Source organism: Paenibacillus sp. SAFN-117, from assembly GCF_051966115.1.
GTDB lineage: Bacteria > Bacillota > Bacilli > Paenibacillales > NBRC-103111 > Paenibacillus_L > Paenibacillus_L residui.
This window is the reverse complement of sequence record NZ_JBQCLK010000014.1, coordinates 353-22,714: the sequence shown is the minus strand read 5'-3', so window position 1 is coordinate 22,714 and position 22,362 is coordinate 353. Positions and strand designations below refer to the sequence as shown.

General features: G+C 51.9%; 21 protein-coding genes. 3 read left to right on the top strand and 18 right to left on the bottom strand.

What is annotated here, in order from left to right; translation table 11 throughout:
• Window positions 1-38: 38 nt before the first annotated feature.
• The 15 genes from ACTHRH_RS11080 to ACTHRH_RS11010 form a co-directional block, all read right to left on the bottom strand.
• Window positions 39-1,016, bottom strand: a complete 978-nt coding sequence (locus ACTHRH_RS11080) for a hypothetical protein (RefSeq protein ID WP_283927144.1) — start codon at window positions 1,014-1,016, stop codon at window positions 39-41.
• Window positions 1,003-1,551, bottom strand: coding sequence for a hypothetical protein (locus ACTHRH_RS11075; RefSeq protein WP_440415540.1), 549 nt, complete (start codon window positions 1,549-1,551; stop codon window positions 1,003-1,005). Before ACTHRH_RS11075 ends, ACTHRH_RS11080 begins: the two co-directional genes overlap by 14 nt.
• A gap of 10 nt (window positions 1,552-1,561) precedes the next feature.
• Window positions 1,562-1,951, bottom strand: a complete 390-nt coding sequence (locus ACTHRH_RS11070) for a hypothetical protein (RefSeq protein ID WP_440415538.1) — start codon at window positions 1,949-1,951, stop codon at window positions 1,562-1,564.
• A gap of 72 nt (window positions 1,952-2,023) precedes the next feature.
• Window positions 2,024-2,503, bottom strand: coding sequence for a hypothetical protein (locus tag ACTHRH_RS11065; RefSeq protein ID WP_007130992.1), 480 nt, complete (start codon window positions 2,501-2,503; stop codon window positions 2,024-2,026).
• A gap of 72 nt (window positions 2,504-2,575) precedes the next feature.
• Window positions 2,576-4,639: a hypothetical protein gene (locus tag ACTHRH_RS11060; RefSeq protein ID WP_440415536.1), complete on the bottom strand. Its 2,064-nt coding sequence runs from the start codon at window positions 4,637-4,639 to the stop codon at window positions 2,576-2,578.
• A complete protein-coding gene (locus ACTHRH_RS11055; RefSeq protein WP_440415534.1) occupies window positions 4,629-6,497 on the bottom strand; it encodes a pilus assembly protein CpaF in 1,869 nt (622 codons plus the stop codon). The genes ACTHRH_RS11060 and ACTHRH_RS11055 overlap by 11 nt, the downstream gene beginning before the upstream one ends.
• Window positions 6,494-7,342 carry a hypothetical protein gene (locus tag ACTHRH_RS11050; protein WP_283927141.1) on the bottom strand — a complete coding sequence of 283 codons (849 nt, stop codon included), beginning with the start codon at window positions 7,340-7,342 and terminating at the stop codon, window positions 6,494-6,496. The genes ACTHRH_RS11055 and ACTHRH_RS11050 overlap by 4 nt, the downstream gene beginning before the upstream one ends.
• A gap of 39 nt (window positions 7,343-7,381) precedes the next feature.
• Entirely contained in the window at window positions 7,382-8,104 is a 723-nt protein-coding gene (locus ACTHRH_RS11045; protein ID WP_440415532.1) for a hypothetical protein, read from the bottom strand.
• Between the two features lie 9 nt (window positions 8,105-8,113).
• Entirely contained in the window at window positions 8,114-9,205 is a 1,092-nt protein-coding gene (locus ACTHRH_RS11040) for an SAF domain-containing protein (protein ID WP_283927139.1), read from the bottom strand.
• Between the two features lie 31 nt (window positions 9,206-9,236).
• Window positions 9,237-9,407, bottom strand: a complete 171-nt coding sequence (locus ACTHRH_RS11035) for a hypothetical protein (RefSeq protein WP_155609868.1) — start codon at window positions 9,405-9,407, stop codon at window positions 9,237-9,239.
• Window positions 9,408-9,491: 84 nt separating this feature from the next.
• A complete protein-coding gene (locus ACTHRH_RS11030; RefSeq protein ID WP_379286648.1) occupies window positions 9,492-10,436 on the bottom strand; it encodes a ParB/RepB/Spo0J family partition protein in 945 nt (314 codons plus the stop codon).
• Entirely contained in the window at window positions 10,384-11,211 is an 828-nt protein-coding gene (locus ACTHRH_RS11025) for a ParA family protein (protein WP_341034387.1), read from the bottom strand. Before ACTHRH_RS11025 ends, ACTHRH_RS11030 begins: the two co-directional genes overlap by 53 nt.
• Window positions 11,212-11,479: 268 nt before the next feature.
• Complete coding sequence (gene rlmD, locus ACTHRH_RS11020; RefSeq protein WP_440415528.1) at window positions 11,480-13,078, bottom strand: 23S rRNA (uracil(1939)-C(5))-methyltransferase RlmD; 1,599 nt, start codon at window positions 13,076-13,078, stop codon at window positions 11,480-11,482.
• A 554-nt stretch (window positions 13,079-13,632) separates the two neighbouring features.
• Window positions 13,633-14,580, bottom strand: coding sequence for a diacylglycerol kinase (locus ACTHRH_RS11015; protein ID WP_144940715.1), 948 nt, complete (start codon window positions 14,578-14,580; stop codon window positions 13,633-13,635).
• Between the two features lie 384 nt (window positions 14,581-14,964).
• The gene (locus ACTHRH_RS11010) at window positions 14,965-15,255 is read right to left on the bottom strand and encodes a YerC/YecD family TrpR-related protein (RefSeq protein WP_144940717.1); all 291 of its coding nucleotides are present in this window, start codon (window positions 15,253-15,255) and stop codon (window positions 14,965-14,967) included.
• A gap of 393 nt (window positions 15,256-15,648) precedes the next feature.
• On the opposite strand from ACTHRH_RS11010, the gene ACTHRH_RS11005 reads away from it, so the two are divergent.
• On the top strand, window positions 15,649-16,185 hold the full coding sequence (locus ACTHRH_RS11005; protein ID WP_144940719.1) for an aminotransferase: 537 nt from the start codon (window positions 15,649-15,651) through the stop codon (window positions 16,183-16,185).
• 118 nt (window positions 16,186-16,303) lie between these two features.
• On the opposite strand, the gene ACTHRH_RS11000 is transcribed toward ACTHRH_RS11005, so the two are convergent.
• Complete coding sequence (locus ACTHRH_RS11000; RefSeq protein WP_379285705.1) at window positions 16,304-17,401, bottom strand: DUF3048 domain-containing protein; 1,098 nt, start codon at window positions 17,399-17,401, stop codon at window positions 16,304-16,306.
• Between the two features lie 148 nt (window positions 17,402-17,549).
• Between ACTHRH_RS11000 and ACTHRH_RS10995 the strand changes: the two genes are divergently transcribed.
• Window positions 17,550-18,119 (top strand): hypothetical protein, encoded by a 570-nt coding sequence (locus ACTHRH_RS10995; protein WP_144940723.1) that lies wholly within the window; start codon window positions 17,550-17,552, stop codon window positions 18,117-18,119.
• A gap of 208 nt (window positions 18,120-18,327) precedes the next feature.
• Here the strand turns inward: ACTHRH_RS10995 and ACTHRH_RS10990 are convergent, their stop codons facing one another.
• Complete coding sequence (locus tag ACTHRH_RS10990; protein ID WP_440415525.1) at window positions 18,328-18,546, bottom strand: hypothetical protein; 219 nt, start codon at window positions 18,544-18,546, stop codon at window positions 18,328-18,330.
• 240 nt (window positions 18,547-18,786) lie between these two features.
• On the opposite strand from ACTHRH_RS10990, the gene ACTHRH_RS10985 reads away from it, so the two are divergent.
• Window positions 18,787-19,824 (top strand): metallophosphoesterase family protein, encoded by a 1,038-nt coding sequence (locus ACTHRH_RS10985; RefSeq protein WP_440415523.1) that lies wholly within the window; start codon window positions 18,787-18,789, stop codon window positions 19,822-19,824.
• A 244-nt stretch (window positions 19,825-20,068) separates the two neighbouring features.
• On the opposite strand, the gene ACTHRH_RS10980 is transcribed toward ACTHRH_RS10985, so the two are convergent.
• Window positions 20,069-21,838 carry a Rieske (2Fe-2S) protein gene (locus tag ACTHRH_RS10980; RefSeq protein ID WP_440415521.1) on the bottom strand — a complete coding sequence of 590 codons (1,770 nt, stop codon included), beginning with the start codon at window positions 21,836-21,838 and terminating at the stop codon, window positions 20,069-20,071.
• Between the last annotated feature and the right edge of the window lie 524 nt (window positions 21,839-22,362).

Sequence of the window (22,362 nt, the reverse complement as noted above, 5' to 3'; positions counted from 1 at the left end):
ACTACTAGCATAATGTGCATGAGTCAGACTGTCCACCCTTAGAAAGAGGAACAAGAAAGCGGCATATATCCCTGTTGCGCCGCCGTTTTTTCGCTTGCGAACGTTTCTTCTATCGGATAGGAGTACGGACAGCTTCTGCGATAATATACTTTCATATTGTCTTTCATCGCTCCTACAATCTCCGTTTGCTTCATTACGCGGCTGCCGCCCAGTGCGTAGTTGTTATATTCCTTGCGTCCCATCGGAATTCCCTGCATAAAAGCCACAACGCCTACATCGGCAATCGTGTTGTGCCATTCCTCTAGCGGGATGGACGGCAGTGTAAACGTATAGGAAAGACCATTTCGCAGGGCGACCTCGTTATGCTTGTTGATCCGATAGGACAGCTCATCCTGTATTGCGCCCACGATGGTGCTGAGCCGCACTTCATGAAATAACGCCGCATCTCGTAACAACGGAATGTTGGCCTCCGCCTGAATGTCCCTACGAAAACCCTCATGCCAACTGCGAGTTGCCGCAGCATACACCAGCACTTGTTCATCCAACGTAAAGGAATAGCTGTTGCCGCTTGAATCGGTATACGCATACGGCCGTTTGGTTCCCCAAGCCGGTGCCATGACCGTTTGGCCGTTACGATCTGTCCATTCATCCTCGGCATAAACATAAAACCCATCGTATCCAATGACAACAATCACCGGAATGTAACGGTTCAAAACCCCTTGCGCAACCGGATCGCCGGATATGCCGAAATTGGTGTACAACGTCCGGTAAAACGCCGTGAGCGCTTCCTCCGTGTTGACCGCCACTCGCTTGACCGACTCGTAGCGTGACTCATGCTGCTGATCTGCATTGATGATGAGTGCTTGTGCCGCCGCATCCACCGCTGCATCCATGGCAGCGTCATAACGCAGTTCGAGCAGCATCGTTTGACGCATCAGTTCTACGTCAATCTGATTGATTGTGGCAAACGGGAAAAAGATCAGCACACCAACGACAGCCCATTCAATCCACTTCATTGCGTACCACCCCGCCATAAGGAATGAATATTTTATCGTTCGGGCTGACGGTGCTGTTCAGAAAATCCAACAAGACCGTGCCGGGCGTACGGCTCACATTTTTGACCGTGACGGTGAACGTATCGCCCACCCGCAGTTTGTACCTTCTTGACGGGTCGTCTCTGGGGGCAGAGCTACCGGGAAACAGCACCGGCAAGATCTGAGCGTTGTAAAATGCATCGTAATGCACTTTATACGTACCCTGGAACGTTTCTGGCCTGGTCGGATCGTCATATACCGGCACATATTTCTTGCTTTCATGTTCCATCTGCACATTGAAATCAAGGCCCGTCGCCTCAATAGTTTGTCTGAAATCGGTATACATGGCCGGTGAAATATATCCTTTGTCACGTACCGCATCCACAAATGCGGTTGTCGCCCGCAGGACGACTAATTCTGAAATATCATCCTGCTGCTGGAACGCTGTGTAAATCGGGTAGATGTAAAGCAGCAGTACGGCAAGCAGTATCGCAAACACCTTAATATAACTGTTCATGGCATTCTCCTCAACGTGTGACGACTACCAGGCGCAACAGCCGCCCGTCCGTGTCACGTTCGTGCAAGACGCTGTATCGGCCATGGAGTTGGATTCTGTCTGAAAACCATTGCTCCCGGTTCACCGGTGATGCGTATCGGACGCCATCCACCACGATTTCCGCATCTCCTTCTTCCAACCGCGCGATGGCCTGAAACACTTCGGTTCCCGACATCATGCCATCACCGGACAAGGGAGACAACGTTTGCCGGATGGTCCGGTCCTGCGTCATACCGGCGAGATAGGCCGAATCGGCAAGCGTCGCGCCGTTTTGAAACAGCCATAGCCCGTTAACCACGGCGATCAAAAACAGGAGACAGGATGCACTCATCTCCAACATCGTTCGCGTCGCGTAATCCAATGGCTTCCTCCTTTCAGCAAAAGGGGGCGCCAGCTAGACGGACGCCCCTTGGCTTCATTTCATTTTCGCACCTTATTGTTGCCGGAACACGATCCCGCGAATGACATTGCTGCGATCCAGCACCAATTGCGCCTGAAACTTTCCGCTCGGATTAACATAGTTCACATTGGCTTCATCGACGGTATGCTCCAGACGTCCAGGCGCATCGCCAACGACCGATCCATACGTAATGCTGTCCATCGGAACGCCAATGTTGATGACTTTGCCATACCACTGCCCGGTCGGGTTTTTCCCGGTGATTATTTGGATGCCAAACTGTTCCTGATCCGAAAACTTGCGCAGTGCATTGACGACTTGACTGCCCGAAAGTGTCGTGTTGTCATACACTGTAAAGGCCGTCTGCGATAATTCCGTTTGGATATTGCTAAAATTGCTTTGAGCTGCTTTTGTTGAATCTTGCGCGGAAATAAACAACACGACAGCGAGGGTAATGAGCGCAATTGCGAGGAAAATGCCCGCCGCCATTACCAGCGCCTTTTGTGCATTGGACATGGTCGATCTCTCCTTTAAATGTAGAAATAAAAAACGGTCCTTTCCAACATGGAAAGCACCACTAAAGTTGAATCATTGAATGCGTTGCAATTGCTCGTAGTACACCGACATTTGGTTCAAGCTGACAACAATAAGCGGAATGACCAGATAACCGAAAATAAGCGCCATCATTGGTGTAAACCCGATCATTCTGCCCCAGCCCGCCTTGTGCTCAATCAATCGTTCGTACTCCTGCTTGCGTTCTTCCTGTGCATACACGGACTCGGACTCCAAATCATCGAACGCTTTTCGAATCGGCAGCGTGCTTGCCGCCAGTTCCAGCTTTTCCACCTTGCGCACGAATGGCTGAAAAGGCGCATCCTCCTTGAGCTGCGCCAGCGCCTGTTCAGCGCCTTGATCAAAATGGAGCAGGCATGTTTGCAGCGGCTCTTCGAACACGCGGGCGAACTGCTCCATCCAGATTAGCAAATGCTCTACCGACATGCGGTCCATATCGGCCAGCATCGCAATGACCGCCTGCAATTGATCCACTTCATGCTTCATTTCCATTTGCCGCATCTTGCGCTGGAACAGGCGAATGCCGACCGGCGCCCAGTAGCCGACCCAGCCCGCCAAAACGGTCAATAGCGCTTGCCACCATTTGACGTATTGCCTGTCGAGTTTCTCCAACTTGCCTATAATGCGCTGTGCATCCGCGCGAAGCGCTTCATCCGAACGTTCTCCTCCGGTCTCCTTTCGCAACAGCTCCAAGAGCGACTCCTCTGTAGGCCTCACCCCCTTTACTTGTTCGATGATTCTCCGATCCAGCGCGGCTGCTTCCAGCGCTCTTTCCTGCTCCTCAGGCGTCGCTTGACCAAACAACGTATTGGCATACACCGGCGCATATAGCACTTGATGCCGATCCGTAAAATGCAAAGCTATGAATAGCCCCATTGCTGCAAGAAAAGCCATGCTTCCCGCCACGATTCGCTGGACATAAAACCATTCCAACCGTAGAGGAGAAGCCGTTTCTTTCAGTAGCTTCACCATCCGTTCCGCTTCCCTTGAGCCAGGAGCAGGACCCAATCGGTGAACGAGCCAACGCATCCAGCCCCAGCCGTGCGCCCATTTCTCCCATCTCTTTCGGTTGGTGATTTTCGGCGAGGTCTCCAAGCTCTGAATATGACGAAGCAGAACATAGGAGAGCCAAACGACCCCCATCAAGGCGAGCTTTATGCTCCAACCCATCACACTGCTGTAAAAGGCGTCCATCGCCGAAAAATAATAGCTGGCCCATGCTTCAATCGGACGGGTAAACAAGAGCGGAAGCAGGGCAATAACGGACAGCCCATGCAGCAAAAAACCAAGGCGTTCCCGGCGCAACAATTCAAAGTTCAATTCACCGGCCAATTTTCCCAATGCCTTCAAATACAATGATCCGCTATCCGTTTGTTTGTCTCCGTATTCCTTCACCAGATACGACAATCCGGCCAAACCTTTCAAATAACGGTTCGGAGCCGTTTCCAAGTATTGTTCCAGTCGTTCTTCCGCGTGGCTGTCGGTCAACACTTCAACGATTTCCTGGCCGTGCAAAGTCATTTCATACGGCGCTTCATCCGTCGCTTCGTAAATCGCTTCTTCTACCATTCCGTGTCGGTGATAATGATGACGGACATCCCCGAAAAACTGGCGTAGCTGACGCAACAATCGCATTTCCAACCGTTGTACGAATACGTCTGTTAACATGCCGTGGCAAACCCAACCGCCAATCATCAGCATGACAAGTGTAAATACATCGCGCACCCAAAGCGTGATCGGCACAGCCGCTGCAAGCAACATGCCCCAGAGCCAAAGCGCCGTCCGCATCGTCTCCAGACGCAGCTTCCACTCATCGCCCAGGTGGAGAATGACCAAACGACGACGAATGAAGTGTAAGTAGGTACGCAAGAGCGGTACACGAGAGCAGAGGGTATAGAGTTGTTGCATGCCGTTGTGCAATGCCTGCTTGTTGCTCGTTTTGGCAGGTTGGCGCAAGGCTTCATACTTTCGTGCTGCCCCGGCTTCCCCATAGCGGGACAAAAATTGAAACGCTAAGACCGCCCCAAGAAACAACAGCGTCGCTCCGCCAAGCAGCAGGGAAAGCCACTCAAGATTCATCGCCATCCCCCCAATTACACAAAAACGCCTCGAAAGCTGCCTGGTCCGGACCGGCAAGCCGCTCTGTAATATCTTTGCGGCTTTGTTCGGACAACGGATGAACCGCAACATAACGGCCGTCCCGATATTCAATGACATTTCGCGCTTCATACAGTTTCCGATCCGTGGAGCGATGGAAGTAGTCCGTCACCGTCTCCATAAACGCATCCATCTTCTCATCCAGCGTCTTTTTCTCGCGAAAGTCTGTCCGGTAAGGCATTTCCTGTGCAAGCGGTACGCATTCCGTGATGCGCTCGATATAGCGGCGACCGTCCGCATCCCGTTTTAAATGAATATCAAAGTTGATGACGCTGACCACTTGCTGTTCTGCCACCTGTTCATTGGTAAACACGCCGGTTTTGAGCAATGAATTGCGCAAGGACAACACCAAATCGCGAAACGTTTTGGCGTGGTGGGTAAACAACGTAAAAAGTGAAGCCACTTGCGCCATTTGGATCATCCAGGCCGCTACCGGGTCGGTCGCCACCTCACCCAAAATGTTGACCGAGCCGTCCGTTTTTTTCTGTATATCCAGCCCGGCCTGACCGGAGATCGTTTCAGTTTCCCGAAGGCTGAGAATATTACGATTAGGATAAATTTTGCGCAGTTGCAGTTCAAAGCTCATCTCTTGAACGCGAATCGGGAGCAGGGCGGATATATGACGCACCATGGCCATAAGCAGCGTCGTTTTCCCGCTGCCTTGCGCGCCAGTTATCGCCGTAATGCGCTCTCCCATCACAAGATAGCGAATCAGAGCAATCGGCAGTTCCGCATGTTCATCGCGAATCAGCTGTTCCAAAGTGGCATTTTGCACATCAAATTTGCGCACAAAAAAAGCCCACGACTCGGCAAATCGGGGGCGCAGCACCACGACACGAGAACCGTCGGCCATTTCATTCACCTTGTATCCGGTCGTTTCGGACAACTGGCCGGGAAAATTATGCTTGTAGATGTTTTGGCATACACGCCGCAGTTCCAGTTCCGATCCAAAGGAGAGGAAACTAAGGTGAATGGATTTCCCTTCATAAAAAACCCACACACTGTCATGCGCCCGCGGCACCTCACCGAGTTGAACATCCCCTTCCCAATCCCATGTTTCTTCCCATACGGAAGGCGGCAAACCGGAAACTCCGCCGGACACGCCGTCAATGCGCATATCGCGCAGTTCGTCCACGACACTAAAGCCTTTGTAGTGCTGGTAAATGCGCTGCACCACGATTTGCAGTTTATCCTCTTCCGATAGCTGGACGTCCTCTTGTTCATAAATCTCGCCGATCTCCTCAGACGTAATACGGTAAGACAGCTCCTGTTCTTCATGGGCATCCGGCTTGGGCCGATCCAGATCATAGCGGCGTATGAGTTCACTAAGCGCATGATAGCCGTGACGTTTTTTGTATACATGAAGCAAGATGTCAAACCGATCCTGATGCGACAACGATTCAGGGCAATCAAACGGGATCAACCGGTTCAGATGTTCATGATCCAACGTATAGTGCTGTGCAAGCAAATCGGTTATATATTGCTTGACATACATTTTGTCACGCAGATCACCAGACGTGCATCCGCGCAGCGCTTTTTTCATCTCGGCCCGCTTGTTTTTCCGTCGCCGGTACTCTTCTTCTGATAGACCGTAATCCGTCAGATTGGCGCTTATCACGTCATGCAGTGCTCTTTTGACGTATTCTTCCATCGCCTTCAACGTGTACACCGGCGCTTCCTGCTGGCGTTCCGGCAAGGTTCGGCTCATGCGCAAATACAGGAACAATACGCCTATTAAGACAATGCCTCCGATCAACAGACCATGTAACACGCCCATCATATCGTGGTCTCCTTCCCGCCGAAAAAGGCATTGTGCAAGCCCGTTTGTTCAATCAACGCAAGTGCCAACGCTCGCACGTCTCGCATGAACAGATAGTTTTCATGTTCCCGCGGCACTTGCCGATTGCGATACATGTAAGAAATCGCCTGCCCGTTTTGTCCATCATCCAACCACCGTGTATTGTAACTGACCGAACATGTTTGTAAACGCCGTCCATAAGGACGCAACAAATTTTTATGGGTCAAAGATGAGTACCGATCATATTTTCCGAATACGAGCACATGCTTTTTAGTTGCGAGCATCGCTTGAAGTTCATCCATCCGAAAAAAACGATGGACAGCCAACCGATTTTGCGGGAGGCACACCACCAGCACATCCGCCAGCCGCAGTAAACCGTTGGTCCATTCCGATGAATTTCCGCTGCCGCCATCCACAAACACAAGATCATACATCCGTTTCGCCATGCTTAGCAGCGATTCCATCCAAGGCGTGGCCATGTCAATAAAACGATCATCCGGCTTGCTTGAACCCGGCAGCAAGTCGAGCCTGTCCTTTAACAAAGGCAGCGTGTAATCCCGAATCATGTTGGGGTGCAATTTTCGGTTTTGCAGCAGTCGCAATAACGCATCTACCCCCATATTGACTGAGACATCCATGTCCATCTCCCGAGAGGCATGCGTTTGATAAAAGCATTGCTTCAAGGCGATATCGTGACTTTCACAATGACCCAGCAGCAACATATGTGCCGAATACTCCAGTCCCATGACCGAGGCAGTCGCTGCCAGATTGCTCGTTGTCCCGGTTCCCGATACCGGACTCCAAAACACGATTGTATGTCCCGTCACCGTGTCCCCTCCTTTTCTCAATCATTTTGATCAGCTTGATTAGCGACGGAAGGCAGCGCGTTCTTGGCGAAGTCGCTTCCATGCCCTGCGAACGGTTTTGTCGTCCCAATCAAACAACTGTTGTGCCATCTCCCATATCGTGCGACGATACGTTCCCGATAGTCCCTTCACATCGATGCGGCCATGATGCTGGTTTTCCAGCTCGACGGATACATCATGCTCATCCAGCGGAAAACGAAAAACCGCTTCCTCCCAGCGAATGGTCTGCTGAGCAAAGGCGGAATCGAGATACGCCTCGGTGACAGTCAGAGGAACAACGGATAGCATCATCTTGTAAAACGATACCGGTTGATTCTGTGCTTCATGCAAGCATAACCGCTGCATCAATTCGACATTTCGCTGCATGGTCAATCGGTTGAAATTGCTGCACCAGATCCGCTTGTCGTAATGGGGCAACTCCCGCCCTTTGACCATTTCGGTATGGTCGGTGTCCAGCAGCATCACATCGTAATCCATGCCATTTGCTTTCTGATACAAGTATCGTTCCATCTGCGAATACAAGATAAACCCACAGGCCACGTCCACACCTTCAAACTCGTAGAGCGGGGCGCGTAATTCTTCCTGCGGCAAATATCCCTGTGTCGTTTGTGCGAGAGTGGAGTCCACCACCAGCACCTTGTAATCCATTGCGGCCAGGAGTTTGCCAAGCAATAACAGCACATGGCTTTTATCCGGCGCTCCTAAAAATACAATCTTTTTCATGGTTTCTCCTTATTGATTGAAGATTTCGGAATAATCCGGGGCCGTTTCTGACTCTGGCTCGGATGCAGGCGGTGGATCGGGCAACGTCGCTTCGGGCGATTCTTCTTCTACCACGACCGGAAGGGAAGAAGGCGGCTGTTCATCTTCTCCTTGCACCGACTCTTGGTCATCCTGCTCCGGGAAACTAAGGGGCTGCGGCATTTGCTGAGCGGCATTGCTTTGCTGTGTTGCGGCCCGTTCATTCATGAGTTGTTGCTGCACGGTGACATTGCCGTACATCACCCGCATTTTGTCCGCTTCGCTCATTTCATTCAGGTTGCTTTCCAACCTTTCGCGTTGCTGACGAGCCAGCTCAGTAGAAACCTGCTCAACCAGGTTTGGGTTTTGCTCCAATAAATCCAACACCATCGGATTGGCCGGATAAGTCGCCGTCGCTGCCTCTTGCAGTCCCGGTTCGATATAGGGCACCGCGTATAATCTTGCGCCTTGCAGATAAGCATCGATGATCGCGCTTGATGTGAGCAGCAGGTCGGTTTCATTCATCTCCAGCCAAATGACGGTTCCCTCGCGATCAAGCACCTGCTTTTTGGCAAGCACAACGAAATCTTCGCCAGTCGGGAAGTTGATCCTCACATCGATATACTGTGCTTTTCCCAGATGCGACGGAAGCTGAATGATTTGAAACTCTTGTGTCCGCACATCCTTGGCAATCGGGTTGCCCTCATACAGCACAGAAGCAAGAAGCGGCATTCCCGGGCGAAGTTCAACTTTGGCGTGTTTACCGACCGCCTCTTCCTCCTTAGCGATCATTTCGGGCGAAACCAATGCGGTCGGCAGGGTCATCGCCGTGACGTCTTCCGGTTCGATCTGCTCACCGGCCGGAATGGTTCGAGCCACAGTCCATACCGTTTGCAGCGATTCTTCTTTAGTCGCTGTTAACTGTTCTATTTGCCTCTCATAATGGGCGATCACTTCCTGATGTTCCTGCTGTTGTTCAGCTTGTCTCATCAAGTGAAAAATGACAGCCGACACGAGCAAAAGAATGCCGAACAAAATGGCAGCGATCACCAGCATCTTGCGATGACGATAGATCCAAGACATGCTCACGACTCCTTTCTATACCAAATGAATTTCAACTTTCTTCCTTCTCATTGCTTTTATGTTTTGCTCGACTTCTTTTTCTTCGTTCCTCTTTAGCTGTGTTGGAACGCTCCGATTCATCTTTCGGTTCTCTGCGGTCAAAACCGGGCCTTTCTTTCATTAATCGTTCGTATTTCCGCCATTTACCTTCCGTAAAGAGCATCTCCGTCACCTCCTTGTAGGCACAAAAAAACTCCCTTGCAATGGAGAGTAAGGAATGGCTATTTTTTGTTCATGTTGCTTAAGATTATCTTCCATGTTCGCGCTGCCGCTTGCGATACCAGCTTTCCAACAGTTGGACAATAAGGTCCTCCTTTTGTTTTTCAGTGAAATTCTTAGGGAAAAAGCGATCAATGCGCTCCCGCTGAATGTGCATTTTTTCCCTCTGATTGGGCTTTTCCTCCGTCAAAATCGAGAAGATAACATCCATATTGAGCCGTCCGCCCTGACTCAGTTTCTTCATACGCAGCGCTTGTGACAAAGAAGGCGTACAGTCTTCGGACTGTATCGTTTCATAAAGGTCTTGCTGCTCTTTTTCGGCCAAGTAAGACAACTCGACAGCCGGATTAAACGCGATCCGTTTTTCATCTACCATTTCAAGAATGGAAGGGATCAAATGAGTCAAGCGAATGTATCTAAATATTTGATTTTTGCTTTCTCCCATTTGTTCTGCTAATATCTCGCTAGATTTCTTTCCTTCAAACTTGTTCCCAACTTGGGAACAAGTTAAGTCAGTACGTTGCCCCTGACGATTCATCGCCTCCAGCTTCATCTTATAAGCAAACGCCTTCTCGCTAGGAGCGATATGTTCCCGTTGCAGGTTGCTGTCCACCATAATAATGGTCGCTTGATCGTCGTCCAGTTCACGGACAATGCAAGGCATCGTTTCCATACCCGCCAGCTCGCTCGCCTTTTTCCGCCGATGTCCGGCGACCATCTCATACCCGCCATTTGCCTTCGGACGTACTAGTCCAGGAACCAATACGCCGTATTGTTTTACGCTGTCCGCCATTTCCAGCATCGCTTCATCCGCCTTTACTTTGAATGGATGATCGGGGAAATCGCTGATCTCGGACAACGGGATGTCCATCACTTTTTCCCGCTGTGCATCGGCGCGGCTCTCATCGGTCGAAAATAAATCATCGACTGTGGTCAGCTTGATACTGGCGCGTCTGTCGTCTTGCCTTGCCAATACCCTGCACCTCCTTTGTAAAAGACGTATATGCTTGGGCTACTTGGCCGCTCGGATCATGATTATAAATGCTCTTCCCCTTGGCGCTCGCTTCCGCCGCACGGATGGAAAGCGGAATTTCCGATTGAAACACACGCAGCTTGTCTCCATAATCACGCCGAAGAACAAAGGAAATATCCTTGGCAAAGTTGGTCCGGTTGTCTACCATCGTCAGCAGCACGCCATCTACCAGTAGCTTCGGGTTGATTTGGCGGCGAACGCGGGAAATGGTTTGCAAAAGCTGCGTCATTCCTTTCGCCGGTAAATAATGCGCCTGAACCGGAATGATGACGCTATCAGCGGCCGCCAGTGCATTGATGGTCAACATGCCCAAGCTGGGCATACAGTCAATAAGGACATAATCATAGTCCTTTTTCACCTTGTCTATATAGGAGCGCAAGATCGTTTCCCTGCTCATTGTATTGACAAGCGAGACTTCAACAGCAGACAATTCGATGTTACCGGGCATTAGGTCAATCCCTTCGGGATGGTGCAAAATGCCTTTTTGGGGCGGATACGATTCTTCCAACATATTTTTAACGAGCAGTGTAGCCAAAGAAATTGACAAATTATCCGGTTCGCGGTAACCCAACGCATCTGTCAAATTGCCTTGTGCATCCGCATCCACTAGAAGAACCTTTTTACCTTCAGTCGCCAAGCCAATACCCAAATTAACAGCCGTAGTCGTTTTGCCGACACCGCCTTTCTGATTGGCAAGAGCAATCACCTTCGTCATTCGCTGTTCCTCCTTTCATGAAAAATGCCGGCTGCCTGAGAGGGACAACCGGCTCTTTGAAGAAATATCTATATAAAAAGAGAACGCCCCGATAAGGACGCTCTCTTGGATATTCTTGTTTTCAATTAAAAATCACTAGGTGTATCTATCCATTCCAAGTCGAGAACAATAGAAACCTCGATTTTATCGTTTAACACCTTATTCCTGTAGTCCTTTCCATTAGTCGTAAACGAAGCATACTTTGCAGAATACTGATAATTCAGCACTTCTACGTATCGTCTCGACATATTCCTATTACACACTCCACATGAACCGTATGCGGAAACATATCCACCGGCTGAGCCTCTAACGTGCGGTAGCCTCCATCCTCCAGCACCCGCAGGTCGCGGGCGAGCGTCGCCGGATTGCACGAGACGTAGACGATGCGCTCAGGCCGCATCGCCACCATCGTCTCGAGCAGCGCGGCGTCGCAGCCCTTGCGGGGTGGGTCGACGACGATGACGTCGGGGACGATGCCCTCCTGCTTCCACGCAGGAATGACCTCCTCCGCCTTGCCTGCGGCAAAGGTGACGTTATGGAGGTCATTCAGCGCGGCATTGCGGCGGGCATCGGCTACCGCGTCTTCGACGATCTCCACCCCGTAGACCTGCTTGGCATGACGGGCCAGGAACAACGAGATCGTGCCTATTCCGCAATAGGCATCGATCACCGTTTCCTTCCCCGTCAAGCCGGCATACTCAAGGGCCTGGCGGTACAGCACCTCCGTCTGTACCGGATTGACCTGGTAGAACGACCTCGGCGAGATGGCGAATTTCACATCCCCGATCGTATCGTGGATGACCTCCTCGCCCCACAGCACCTTCGTTCGTTCTCCGAAGATGACGTTCGTCCTCGCCGTATTCACGTTGTGGCATATGCTCTTGACGCCGGGGATGGCTTCGCGAATAGCGCGAACCCACTGCTCGACCGAAGGAATTCGGGTCCCGTTCGTGACGAGGATGACCATCAATTCTCCGGTCGCGAAGCCGTATTTGACCACGACATGGCGGAGCAAGCCCGTATGCGTGGCCTCATTATAAGCGGAGATCCCCAGCGAGCGGGCAATCTCCTTCACCCGGGCCACTACCTCGTCGCTGCGCTCATGCTGGATCAGGCATTGGTCCATATCGATAATCCGATGGCTGCCCTGGGCATAGAAGCCCCCGATCAGGCCGCCCTCCATTTCGCCGAAAGGAACCTGGACCTTATTCCGATACCGCCAGGGGTTCTTCATTCCCATAGTTGGATGAACGATGATCCCGGCGTGGCCAGCCCCAAACCGCTCTGAGACGCCATGGATCCCATCCGGCCCATTTTTCCCCTCGGCTCCATTCTTCTCTTCCGCTATTAGGGCGATATCCCCTTCCCGCTCGCCGCTGGTTCTTCCGTCATCCTTCCGCACCTCCAGCTTGCCGATCCGCTCCAGACTGTCGATCACGATCTGGCGTTTATGCTGAAGCTGGGCCTCGTAGCTCAGATGCTGAAGCTGGCAGCCGCCGCATTGGCTGTAGATCGGGCAGGGAGCTTGCACACGTTCGGGGCTCGCCTGCTCGATTCGAAGCAGCTTGGCGTAGCCGTACTGCTTCTTCACCTTCAATACCCGGACCAAGGCCCGCTCGCCCGGCAGGGCTCCAGGCACAAAAAGGGTAAAGCCCCGATAACGGCCCACCCCTTCACCTTCGTGTCCCAGCCCGGCAATATCCAGTATTACTTCGTCGTTCTTCTGTACGGGAATGCCGTCTGCCGCCGGATTTTCAGTTTTAGGATTCGCTCCCTCTTTGGCCGGTCGGCCGGAAGGACGTGTCCGATTGCTTCTTTTCCTTGTCATAGAGTTAAACCCGGTTCCTTTTCTTTATTTTGAAGATGGCCATATTCTAACGAACACTGCGCACCTTATTTCATACAAAATAGCGATTTTAAAAAGCTAACGAATCCCAGCAATCTTATTCTATACTCCATACCCGTTTTACACCGGATTCTGACCTATTAAGGACTCTGTAGTTCGTTAAATTTTGCAAATGTTGGATTCAAAGAGAAATAACGTATCCTGGATTCGTTAACCGATAGCCCCAGGGCAATTCGTATCCCTGACCTTACTACGATGAATAAGCAGCGCATCCCCGTTAGGCAATATCCATGCTGCGAACCTGTGTCTCGATATCAACCGGCCAGGTTCCCCTACAATGGGTGCGCCTCCTTGAAGCGAACGCCAACGGGGCTATTTAGATAACTCGAACGAGGATGTTCAGACCCAACTCACCGTACGTTTGACATCGTCAACCAGCATACCATTTTTTCACCCGACACCATACATGAGAAGCTACCAGACACTCGCAAGAAGATGTTCGACAGTACCTACCCGATCCGCTGCACAACAAACCTTTAACTATCTATTTTCCCCAACCTGGGAAAGCTATGCTTGACCCGGTAAGTTGAGCTGCCGGATTCATCCACGATGATGTTCAGATGGGAAGGAAGCACCGAGATGGTGCATGGGAGCGTTCCGCCCAGCTCCCCGTCCAGATTGACCTGAACGTAATCGGGTGAAGTGATTTCGATCTTCCGCGTTGAGGTGTGGATGATGTGCGGATCATTAAGATGCTCACCGCGCAGTGCCAATGTAACGATGCGGATGAATTCGGCCAGATTGCATTTTTTCAATATAAAAACATCCAGCAGCCCATCATCCAGACTGGCTTCGGGAGCCAGCTTCTCGAATCCCCCGACGGAGTTGCTGTTCGTGACCAGGAACATCATCACCTGCTCATGAACCTCCATCTCGTCCGTCTTGACGTGCATTTCAATCGGCCGCAGGCGGGGGAGCTTCTCGATCCCCTTAATATAATAGGCAAGCTGTCCGATCATCGTCTTTAGCTTGCTGGGCACCTCATAGGTCAGCTCCGTCAGAGAACCTCCTCCGGCAATATTGATAAAATACCGCTGGTTCGCTTTCCCTACATCGATCAGGCGCGTATGCTGGCGGATAATAAGATCACAGGCCGCCTCCCAATTGCGTGGAATGGACAAAGCCCGGGCAAAATCATTCGTCGTTCCAAGAGGCAGAATGCCCAGCGCCGGACGGTGCTCCTTCTCTGCCAGGCCATTGATTACTTCATAGAGCGTTCCGTCTCCTCCGGCCGCGATAACGATATCGAATCCGCGTTCAACGGCTTCCGCCGCTGCGAGCGTAGCATCCCCTTCTCCGATGGTCGCGTGGGTAGAGGTTTCCAAGCCTCCGCGTTCCAGCCGCTGCAGAATATCCGGCAGCTTCTTCTTCATTTCCTCCCGACCCGAAGATGGATTGTATATCAACCTTGCACGTTTGGCCATTCACTAATCACCTGTTTATCCATATTCTGTCCAATGTTGACCGGGAACCTATCCTCCAATGCACTGCTTAGCCCGGATAAGGCTCCCTAATACGATATTCTATAATCCCCGGCGGAATAACCCGAACATCGGATTGTTATCCGCATGGAGCTTTTTTTCTATTGGAAAGGGCGTACGATACGGTATTCTAAAACATCATCCCGCACATCAATCTGTTCTTACGATCATTTGACTATAGTATGTTCCATAATCTCTATTTCTCTCCAGTTTTTGACGCCTCGAAGTCTCTTCCCTGAAAGCAGAATATGAAAAATCCCACTCTGACAGGGAGAGAAGGATTTTGTCCGATGGCGCGGCGCAAAGGGTTGCACCCGCTATGAAAGTTTATCTTCCCAGCCGTTCCAAGGTCATCTTGTAGCCGTCATTCCCGTAGTTCAGACATCTCTTCACCCGGGAGATGGTCGCTGTGCTGGCGCCGGTTTCAGCCTCGATTTGATTATAAGTATACCCTTTACGAAGCATGCGGGCTACTTCCAAACGCTGGGACATAGACTGAACCTCGTTCACCGTACATAAATCATCGAAAAAAACGTAGCATTCTTCCATATCCTTCAAAGTCAAAATCGCCTCAAACAATTGGTCGATCGCTTTGTCGTTCAGCTTTTTCAACTGCATGATCTTCCCTCGTTTCTGCTGATTTGCTTTACTTCATATCTTTCGACATCAAGAGCCGAATCCCTGCTTTAAGTTTTCAGAACAGCATAAATGTTAAGCGTTAGAGTGTTAAAATGCTTCGGCACTATAAACCTCATGCTCCGCCTTCAAACTGCTTTACGGTACATGAGGGTTAGCCGGATTTGCCCAAGCCACGGATTCCAGCATCGAGTAAAAAGCCCGATAGCCGGGACATCCGTCCAATCCAATCATTTGCCTAACACATAGATTATAAACAAGATGACCCCAAAAAAGGAAGTGCTGCTTGAATAACAGATCGTTTCTTCCTGATTTTGGGGACCCCCACTGACATCTCATCAAGTGAGGAGATTATATAAAAGGGTTGTGAATCCAGTGAACTCTAACCATCAGGCCAAGTCCAGCCATGCTTACCCGGTCCTATATCGGCAGCCGGGGATTGATCAGGCCCAGGTGCGCAATTGGATCGATTCCCCACAGTTTCCCGGTTATTACCAGAACCCGGGCTTCCCTGGTTATCAGGGCTTCCCGGGAATGCCCGGATTTGGAGCGAATCCTGCCGGTGCGGGAGGGGGTCAGGGCGGTACGGGCAGTGGAGGCAGCGGCTTCAACTTCAATCAGGTAAAATCCTTCATCGATCGCATGGGAGGAATCGACGGAATTGTATCGACCGTGACCAAAGTGCATAAGGTCGTCCAGAGCATTCAGCAAATGGCTCCGATGCTCAAGCTGCTTATGGGAACCTTCGGTTCCAAGGCCGCTACGGCCGAAGCCGACAGCAAGGCCGTCCCCACCCGAAGACGCCGATCGCGAAGAGGCGGGAGTCCGGGGAGACGTTCGGCATACGGAGGCTATTCCCGCCGGCGGCCGACAGGAGGCAGAGCGCGGGTCAGCAGACGCCCCTACCGATAAGTTCTGCGGCTCTTACGTCAGCGTCTTAACGGTCCGCTCTTCCCGGGGCGGGCCGTTCGCGTTACCCGCTCTTTCCGTCCGCTCCCCGGCATTTCTCCAAGAAACAACCGAACCTTAATTATTGGCCGGAGTTGTTCGTAGCACTGCCTTTGTCTCCTGACTCAATTTCCACCTTCGAATCGACCGGAACGACCTGAATCCACGTTTGTCCGGGGAGCAGCGGAAGCTCCCGTTTGTCCTCATACACACGGATCGTACCGTCCTTCCGTTCCCAGGTCACATCGCGTTTCACGCCTCCCTGAATGAGCATTCCTTTACCGGGCCCATCGATGTCTACGCTGCGCCGGCCTTCATTGTCCAACACCCGGTGCTTCGTCTCGGCTATGATGATATTGGAGGCCGTCAGCTGCACCTTGGAATCTTTGTCCAGATGAGGTTCTCCCGCCATGCTTCGTTTATAGACTCCGGCCTCGGCGTCATATTCATAAGATACGTAATAACCGTGTATATAGTTCACCTTCACACGCTCGGCCTTATCCCCGGATACCTTCTCGTCCTCCTTCAAGAAAGGATACTTGAAAGCTTTCCATTCCTGCCGGAACTTCTTCTTCTCGCTTCCTTCGCGGATTTTGTCCACACTGGTATATAAATTGTGCGGCGCCGAACGTTCTTTATCCCGCCAATAGTATGCGTCATCCCCATACACCTGGTCAAAATGCGCCAGCTTCCGCGAATTGATATAATTAATCGCATCTTGGCTCCATCCGGCGTGAACGATCAAAGCATCCAATCCCTCTCCCAGTTGGGCATAGTATGGGCGAATACTGCGCACGGGACCGATCACCTTCGGATTTTGGCTGTGATAGACAGCCGCGAAGCGGGTAATTTCACCCTCGGCAAGAATTTCGAACACGACATCCGCTTGATCGAGCCCGGTCTGCGGCCGCGCTTGCGGAGAGTTCTCTATCATGACCATAAGCGGCCTGTCTTCGACCTGCTCATTCGTCCCTTTACCTGTCAACGGGAAGTGATACTTGTAGGCCGGAGCCTGGCTCGGAGTCGGAGTGACGACGGGTGACGGCGACGGATCGGGTACGGGTGCCGTTTGCGGCTGACCCGAACAGCCGGCGACGGTCAGGGCGAGACAAGTCACCCCCAATATTCCTTTGTATCGTCCTGTTATTCGTGATTTCTTGGATTGACTGAACGGTTTCAATGGTCCATCTCCTCTCTTTCTTTCTACTCTATCGACTGATGTACGGCAAGATATTATAACTGTTCACAAAACGTTTAGAAGTACAGTTGGTGGTTTCCTATCCGATCTGTTAAAATGGGCTTGCAGTTACTAGGAGGAGAGGAACGACATGAAGCTGAAAGCGACGTTGATTTTATTGGCGCTTTTTGCCGGTACGACCCTTATCGTTTTTCTGTTAATGTACGGAACCGGGAACCCCAATTTACGGCAGAATACGGCCAGGGACTTGCCCTCTCACGATGCAGCCCGAGCCTATGTGCTTGATCATAAATTACTCGCGTCCGTAGATCAAATCCAGGCGCTCTATCCGGGAGGCCCGGCATTCCTGATGCTGTCAGGCAGAGATGATAACGGACAGGTTAAATATGTATGGGTCGCAGGTCCGGACGAATCTATCGAAGTCTATGGAACCGCTCTGGAGAGCGAAGGAGTGCCCGAAACCGATATAGCGGAAGCCCTTAAGAAGAAAGGGATCGAAACCGACCAAATTGCCGAAATCTACGCCGTTCCCCGTGACTATACTTCCAAGAAAATCGTATGGTACGTTCGGGAGAAGGGTGAGAAAAGACATATGCTTTGGTATGAATACGAGACCGGCGAATTATACTGGGAAGCCTACGGCGAACCTACCGCCTGGGAAAGGGACAAAGCATTCCAATCATTCAGAAAAGACGGCTGAACCGCTTGATGGTTCAGCGTTTTTTTTATTTGGGCATTCCCTCGATCATGATCTTACGGCAGCGTTCGAAAAAAATTCCGCTCGATCATGGGTCAACCGCTGTTTGCGATAGGAATCTCACTCGATGGGTTCATTTGGGCCTCGTTTCGAACGGACATCGCTTGGCTCGCGATCGTACGGATACTTCAGATGGGCTCTTCAAACGGGTTCACCCGACTGCTCGGGAGCCCCCCTTCCGTCCGAATTCATCCCGCTGTTCCCGCTGGAACATCCCCTCAATCCGGTTCACCCGACCGCTCGGCGAGCACCCCTTCCGTCCGAATCCATCCCGCTGTTCCCGCTGGAACATCCCCTCAATCCGGTTCACCCGACCGCTTGGCGAGCACCCCTTCCGTCCGAATTCATCCCGTTGTTCCCGCTGGAACATCCCCTGAATCCGGTTCGATTGAGTATCCCGCCGCCGATCGTAATTTAATTCTAGACGGCTTGTCTGGATTCCTTCCTTTTTTCTGACAGAATCCGAAACTTTATGCCCGTTTCAACAGAAGCAGCTCCATTTTCTCCAACCTATCGACAATAAACGATCCCATATTGGGTTTGTAACAGAACAAAGTGTATAATAGAACGGAAAGAATTCCCTTTCGTGAATGCTGCTTGGAGGTGAATCATGTCCAGACGATATTTCTTGAAACTGCTTGCGTCCGTATTTATCGCGTCTCTTGGCGGAATTTGGTCTTTCTTGCGATGGCTGTTCGGGAGGGATTCTATCGCGGAGAGTCAACCGGATGCGGACAAGGTAACCGCCGCCGGGGAGGAGAGTGAGCCGGAAGGAAAAGGAAAGCTGCTGGCATCCCTGTTTCTTCTTAGCGATCTGCATATAAGTCTCTATGACACTACGACTACGGACAAGCTTAAGGCTGCGCTGGATGATGTGACCCAGTTGGATCCTGAAGCGAATGCGCTTGTTCTTGGCGGAGATCTGACCGATTATGGCCGGGAGGGCGAGTATCAGCAGCTCTGGTCGATTCTGGAACAATACTCCTTGCCGACAATGCATGCCAATATGGGAAATCATGATTATTATGATATATGGATCAATGAGAAAGGCGGCTTTGCCACTGACACGATGCCGAACGGCAAGACCGACGCCCAATCCAGGGAACGATTTCAGCGGTATATGAATTACGATAAACCATACACGGATGAATGGATCAACGGCGTTCACCTGATCATGCTGTCGCAGGAGGCTTACCTTGAGGAAAGAGAAGATGTAGGAGAAGGAGCCTGGTACTCGGATGAGCAGTTAAACTGGCTGCGGGCCAAAATGGCCGAGCATACCAACGGAGAACCGGCCCTGATCATGATCCATCAGCCGCTGCCTGCCCTGGGCTCCGATGGAGGAACCCACCGGCTCATTCGGGCCAATGAGTTTCGCGACATTCTGAAGCCCTACCGCAATGTATTCGTCTTCTCGGGGCATACCCACCGGGATTTTTATACAGATAATCACTATACGACTCAGGACAATATCCATTGGTTTTCCAATTCGGCGGTCGGACGGCTTCGCCCCTCTGCCCCCTCGGATAACAGTCATGCCCAAGGAATGTACATTCAAGTCTATGAGAAGGAAATTCACGTCCGCGGCCGCGAATTCACCACCCGTCAATGGATCGATGTTGCGGAGTGGCGGGTTCCTATCGAGTAACCACCTATGGAGGGATCGCTCTCATGGAATGGCCTCGCCCATCGGGTAATCGTTCTTATGGAGTAATCTCAACACAATGGAGAATCACTCCCATGAAGTAATTTCACCGCCACGGAGTAATCGTTCCCATAGAGTGGCCTCGCCCATCGGGTTATCGTTCCAAAGCAGGGGCCTTTCCCCCCACCCCATTCCAAAAAATGTCCGATAGGAAGGAGTGCTCTCCTCCCTTCGGACATTTTATCGTCTAAGCCTTAACCGCTTCCTCGCCCTCTTCTTCCTCGAACAACCGGTCGCCGCGATGAAGCCGCCAAGCGATCTGCGCCACGTGCGGCAGCTCCCTTGCTGTCGGCGCATGTGCGGCCAGATAGCGCGTGATAGCCAGCACCATAGTCTCCTGTGCCCGCTTGGCCAATGGCCCGGACAGTTCCGACCAGAGGTCGTATTCCCGGATGCCGGCCTCGAGCACTTGATAGGAGTGGAACTCGGCATCCTCCCGCAGCAAGGAATGTCCAAGCGTGTTGAACAACGCCTGCACGTCTCCTCCCCGGCTCATATAATGCGCCGCCCAATCCGCCGCTTCCGCCACCTGCTGACGCTGGTTCATCAGCTCCAGCAGCTCGGCCGGATCGGTGGTATGGCCGCGTTTGGCCGCCTGCTCCGGTTTCGGCTTCGGGGCGGTCGGAATGTTCAGGAAGCGGTCCAGGTAGATGCTGACCGCCGAATAATAGATCGCCCGAATGGTGGGGACGCCGGCTCCTCTCCGCAGGCTTTCGTGAACCGCATGAGCATGCGTGAAGGTGTGCAGCACCGCAATCCAATCGCCGAAGTCATTCTGCGTGTGGAAGCGGACGATCCGCTCCGCGGCTGCCAAAGCAACCAGACGGGCGATGCATACCGGAGACGCCCCGTTATGCAGCGCATCGGTAATGGCCGCGATCGTCTTCAACGGCTCCTCACCTAGAAGCAGCTCCAACATGGCCTCTTCATCGAGGGGCGCCTCTTCTCCGCCGACCCTTCCGTCAAGCTCGGGCAGCCTCTCGAACGCTTCCCGCAGGGGAGCGACCAGATTGACCGGCTGCTGCCAGTTATTTCTTTCCTCGCTTCTCGTCGGATTGGCCAGCAGCGGAACGAGGGAAGCAAGCACCTGCTCCTTCATCCCCTCTTCCAGCCTCTCCAGCATTTCGAAGGCTTTATTATGGAAGTCAAACGTATGCCCGCCATCCAGATAGAAGTGATCCGTGGCGGCGGCCAGCATCATGTCGGCCAGCTCGCCGTTCTCCGCCCCCTGACGGATGGCGGTCAGCAGAACCCGCTCCGCTCCCTGTGTGTCCCGCACCTCTACACATTGACGGTACCAGGAGGTCAGGCGGGACATCGAAGCATTCGTTTCCAGAAGCGATTCCAATACAAAACGCGGAGGTCTTCCCGCACAATCGGCGGCTACCCGACGCAGACCGTGGAACAAGGCGAGAAACCGCCCATAGCGGTCCAGCTTCGGCAGCACATTGACCATGGCGGCCAGAATGGTCAGTCCCGAGCCCCAGCCTCCCGAGCGGTACACCGTCCCGTATTCGATTCCGACCCGCGCGATTTTCTCTTCCGGCACACCGGCTTCGAGCAGGGCAATGACCGATTTGGCGATCACCAGAGACAAGTTTTGCTCCAGCCCTTCCTGCAGCCTTTTGAAATGCTTATCCGCCCCTCCTTGATTCCTCGGCTTCGGGTTAACCCATACCTCCCCTTCCTCCAGCCTAACCTCGTGGGTCGGCACATCATCCGCCCATGGGTCCAAAGTGCCTCCGCTGCAAATATCGAACCGGGCATGATGCCAATGACAAGTCAATATACCGTCGCACAAGCTTCCCATATGCAGGGGAAAACCCATGTGAGGACAACGATTGTCCACCGCATACACCCGATCCTCATGAACAAAAACGGCGATTCCTCCCTTAATCACCTTAGCGCCTTGTCGCTTCAGTTCCTCCAATGATCCGGCATGAGTCCATTGGTCCATTTCCAATCCCTCCCAATTCATTATACATACATTCTAAACTAATATGTATAGAAAATACAAGAACAATTTGCGACTGTTTGCCCTCCCTCAAGCCGGACGTTATCTAGAGCCGCGAAGGCGGGACGCCATTGCCTCTATCGAATCAGTAATGGTATAGTAAAAGCCCGGAACAACACTTCGTTAAATTTGTTCCGACCAACATGACAACACTGACGAAAAAAGACAAAGACCCGCACTTTCGCTCGTCTTCGAGGCAACTCTGGCTTTACGCGTACAGCGCCTGCAAAAAGACCTGCAAAAGTGCACGTCTTCAGAGCGATTTTAGCTAAAATCGGCAAAAGACCAGCAATTGTGCAGGTAAATTTTGCGATTTCGGCGATTTTCCGTTTTTGGCTGGGAAAGACATGCACTTTTGCTCGTCTTCGAGGCAACTCCGGCTTTACGCGTCAGCGCCTGCAAAAAGACCTGCAAAAGTGCACGTCTTCAGAGCGATTTTAGCTAAAATCGGCAAAAGACCAGCAATT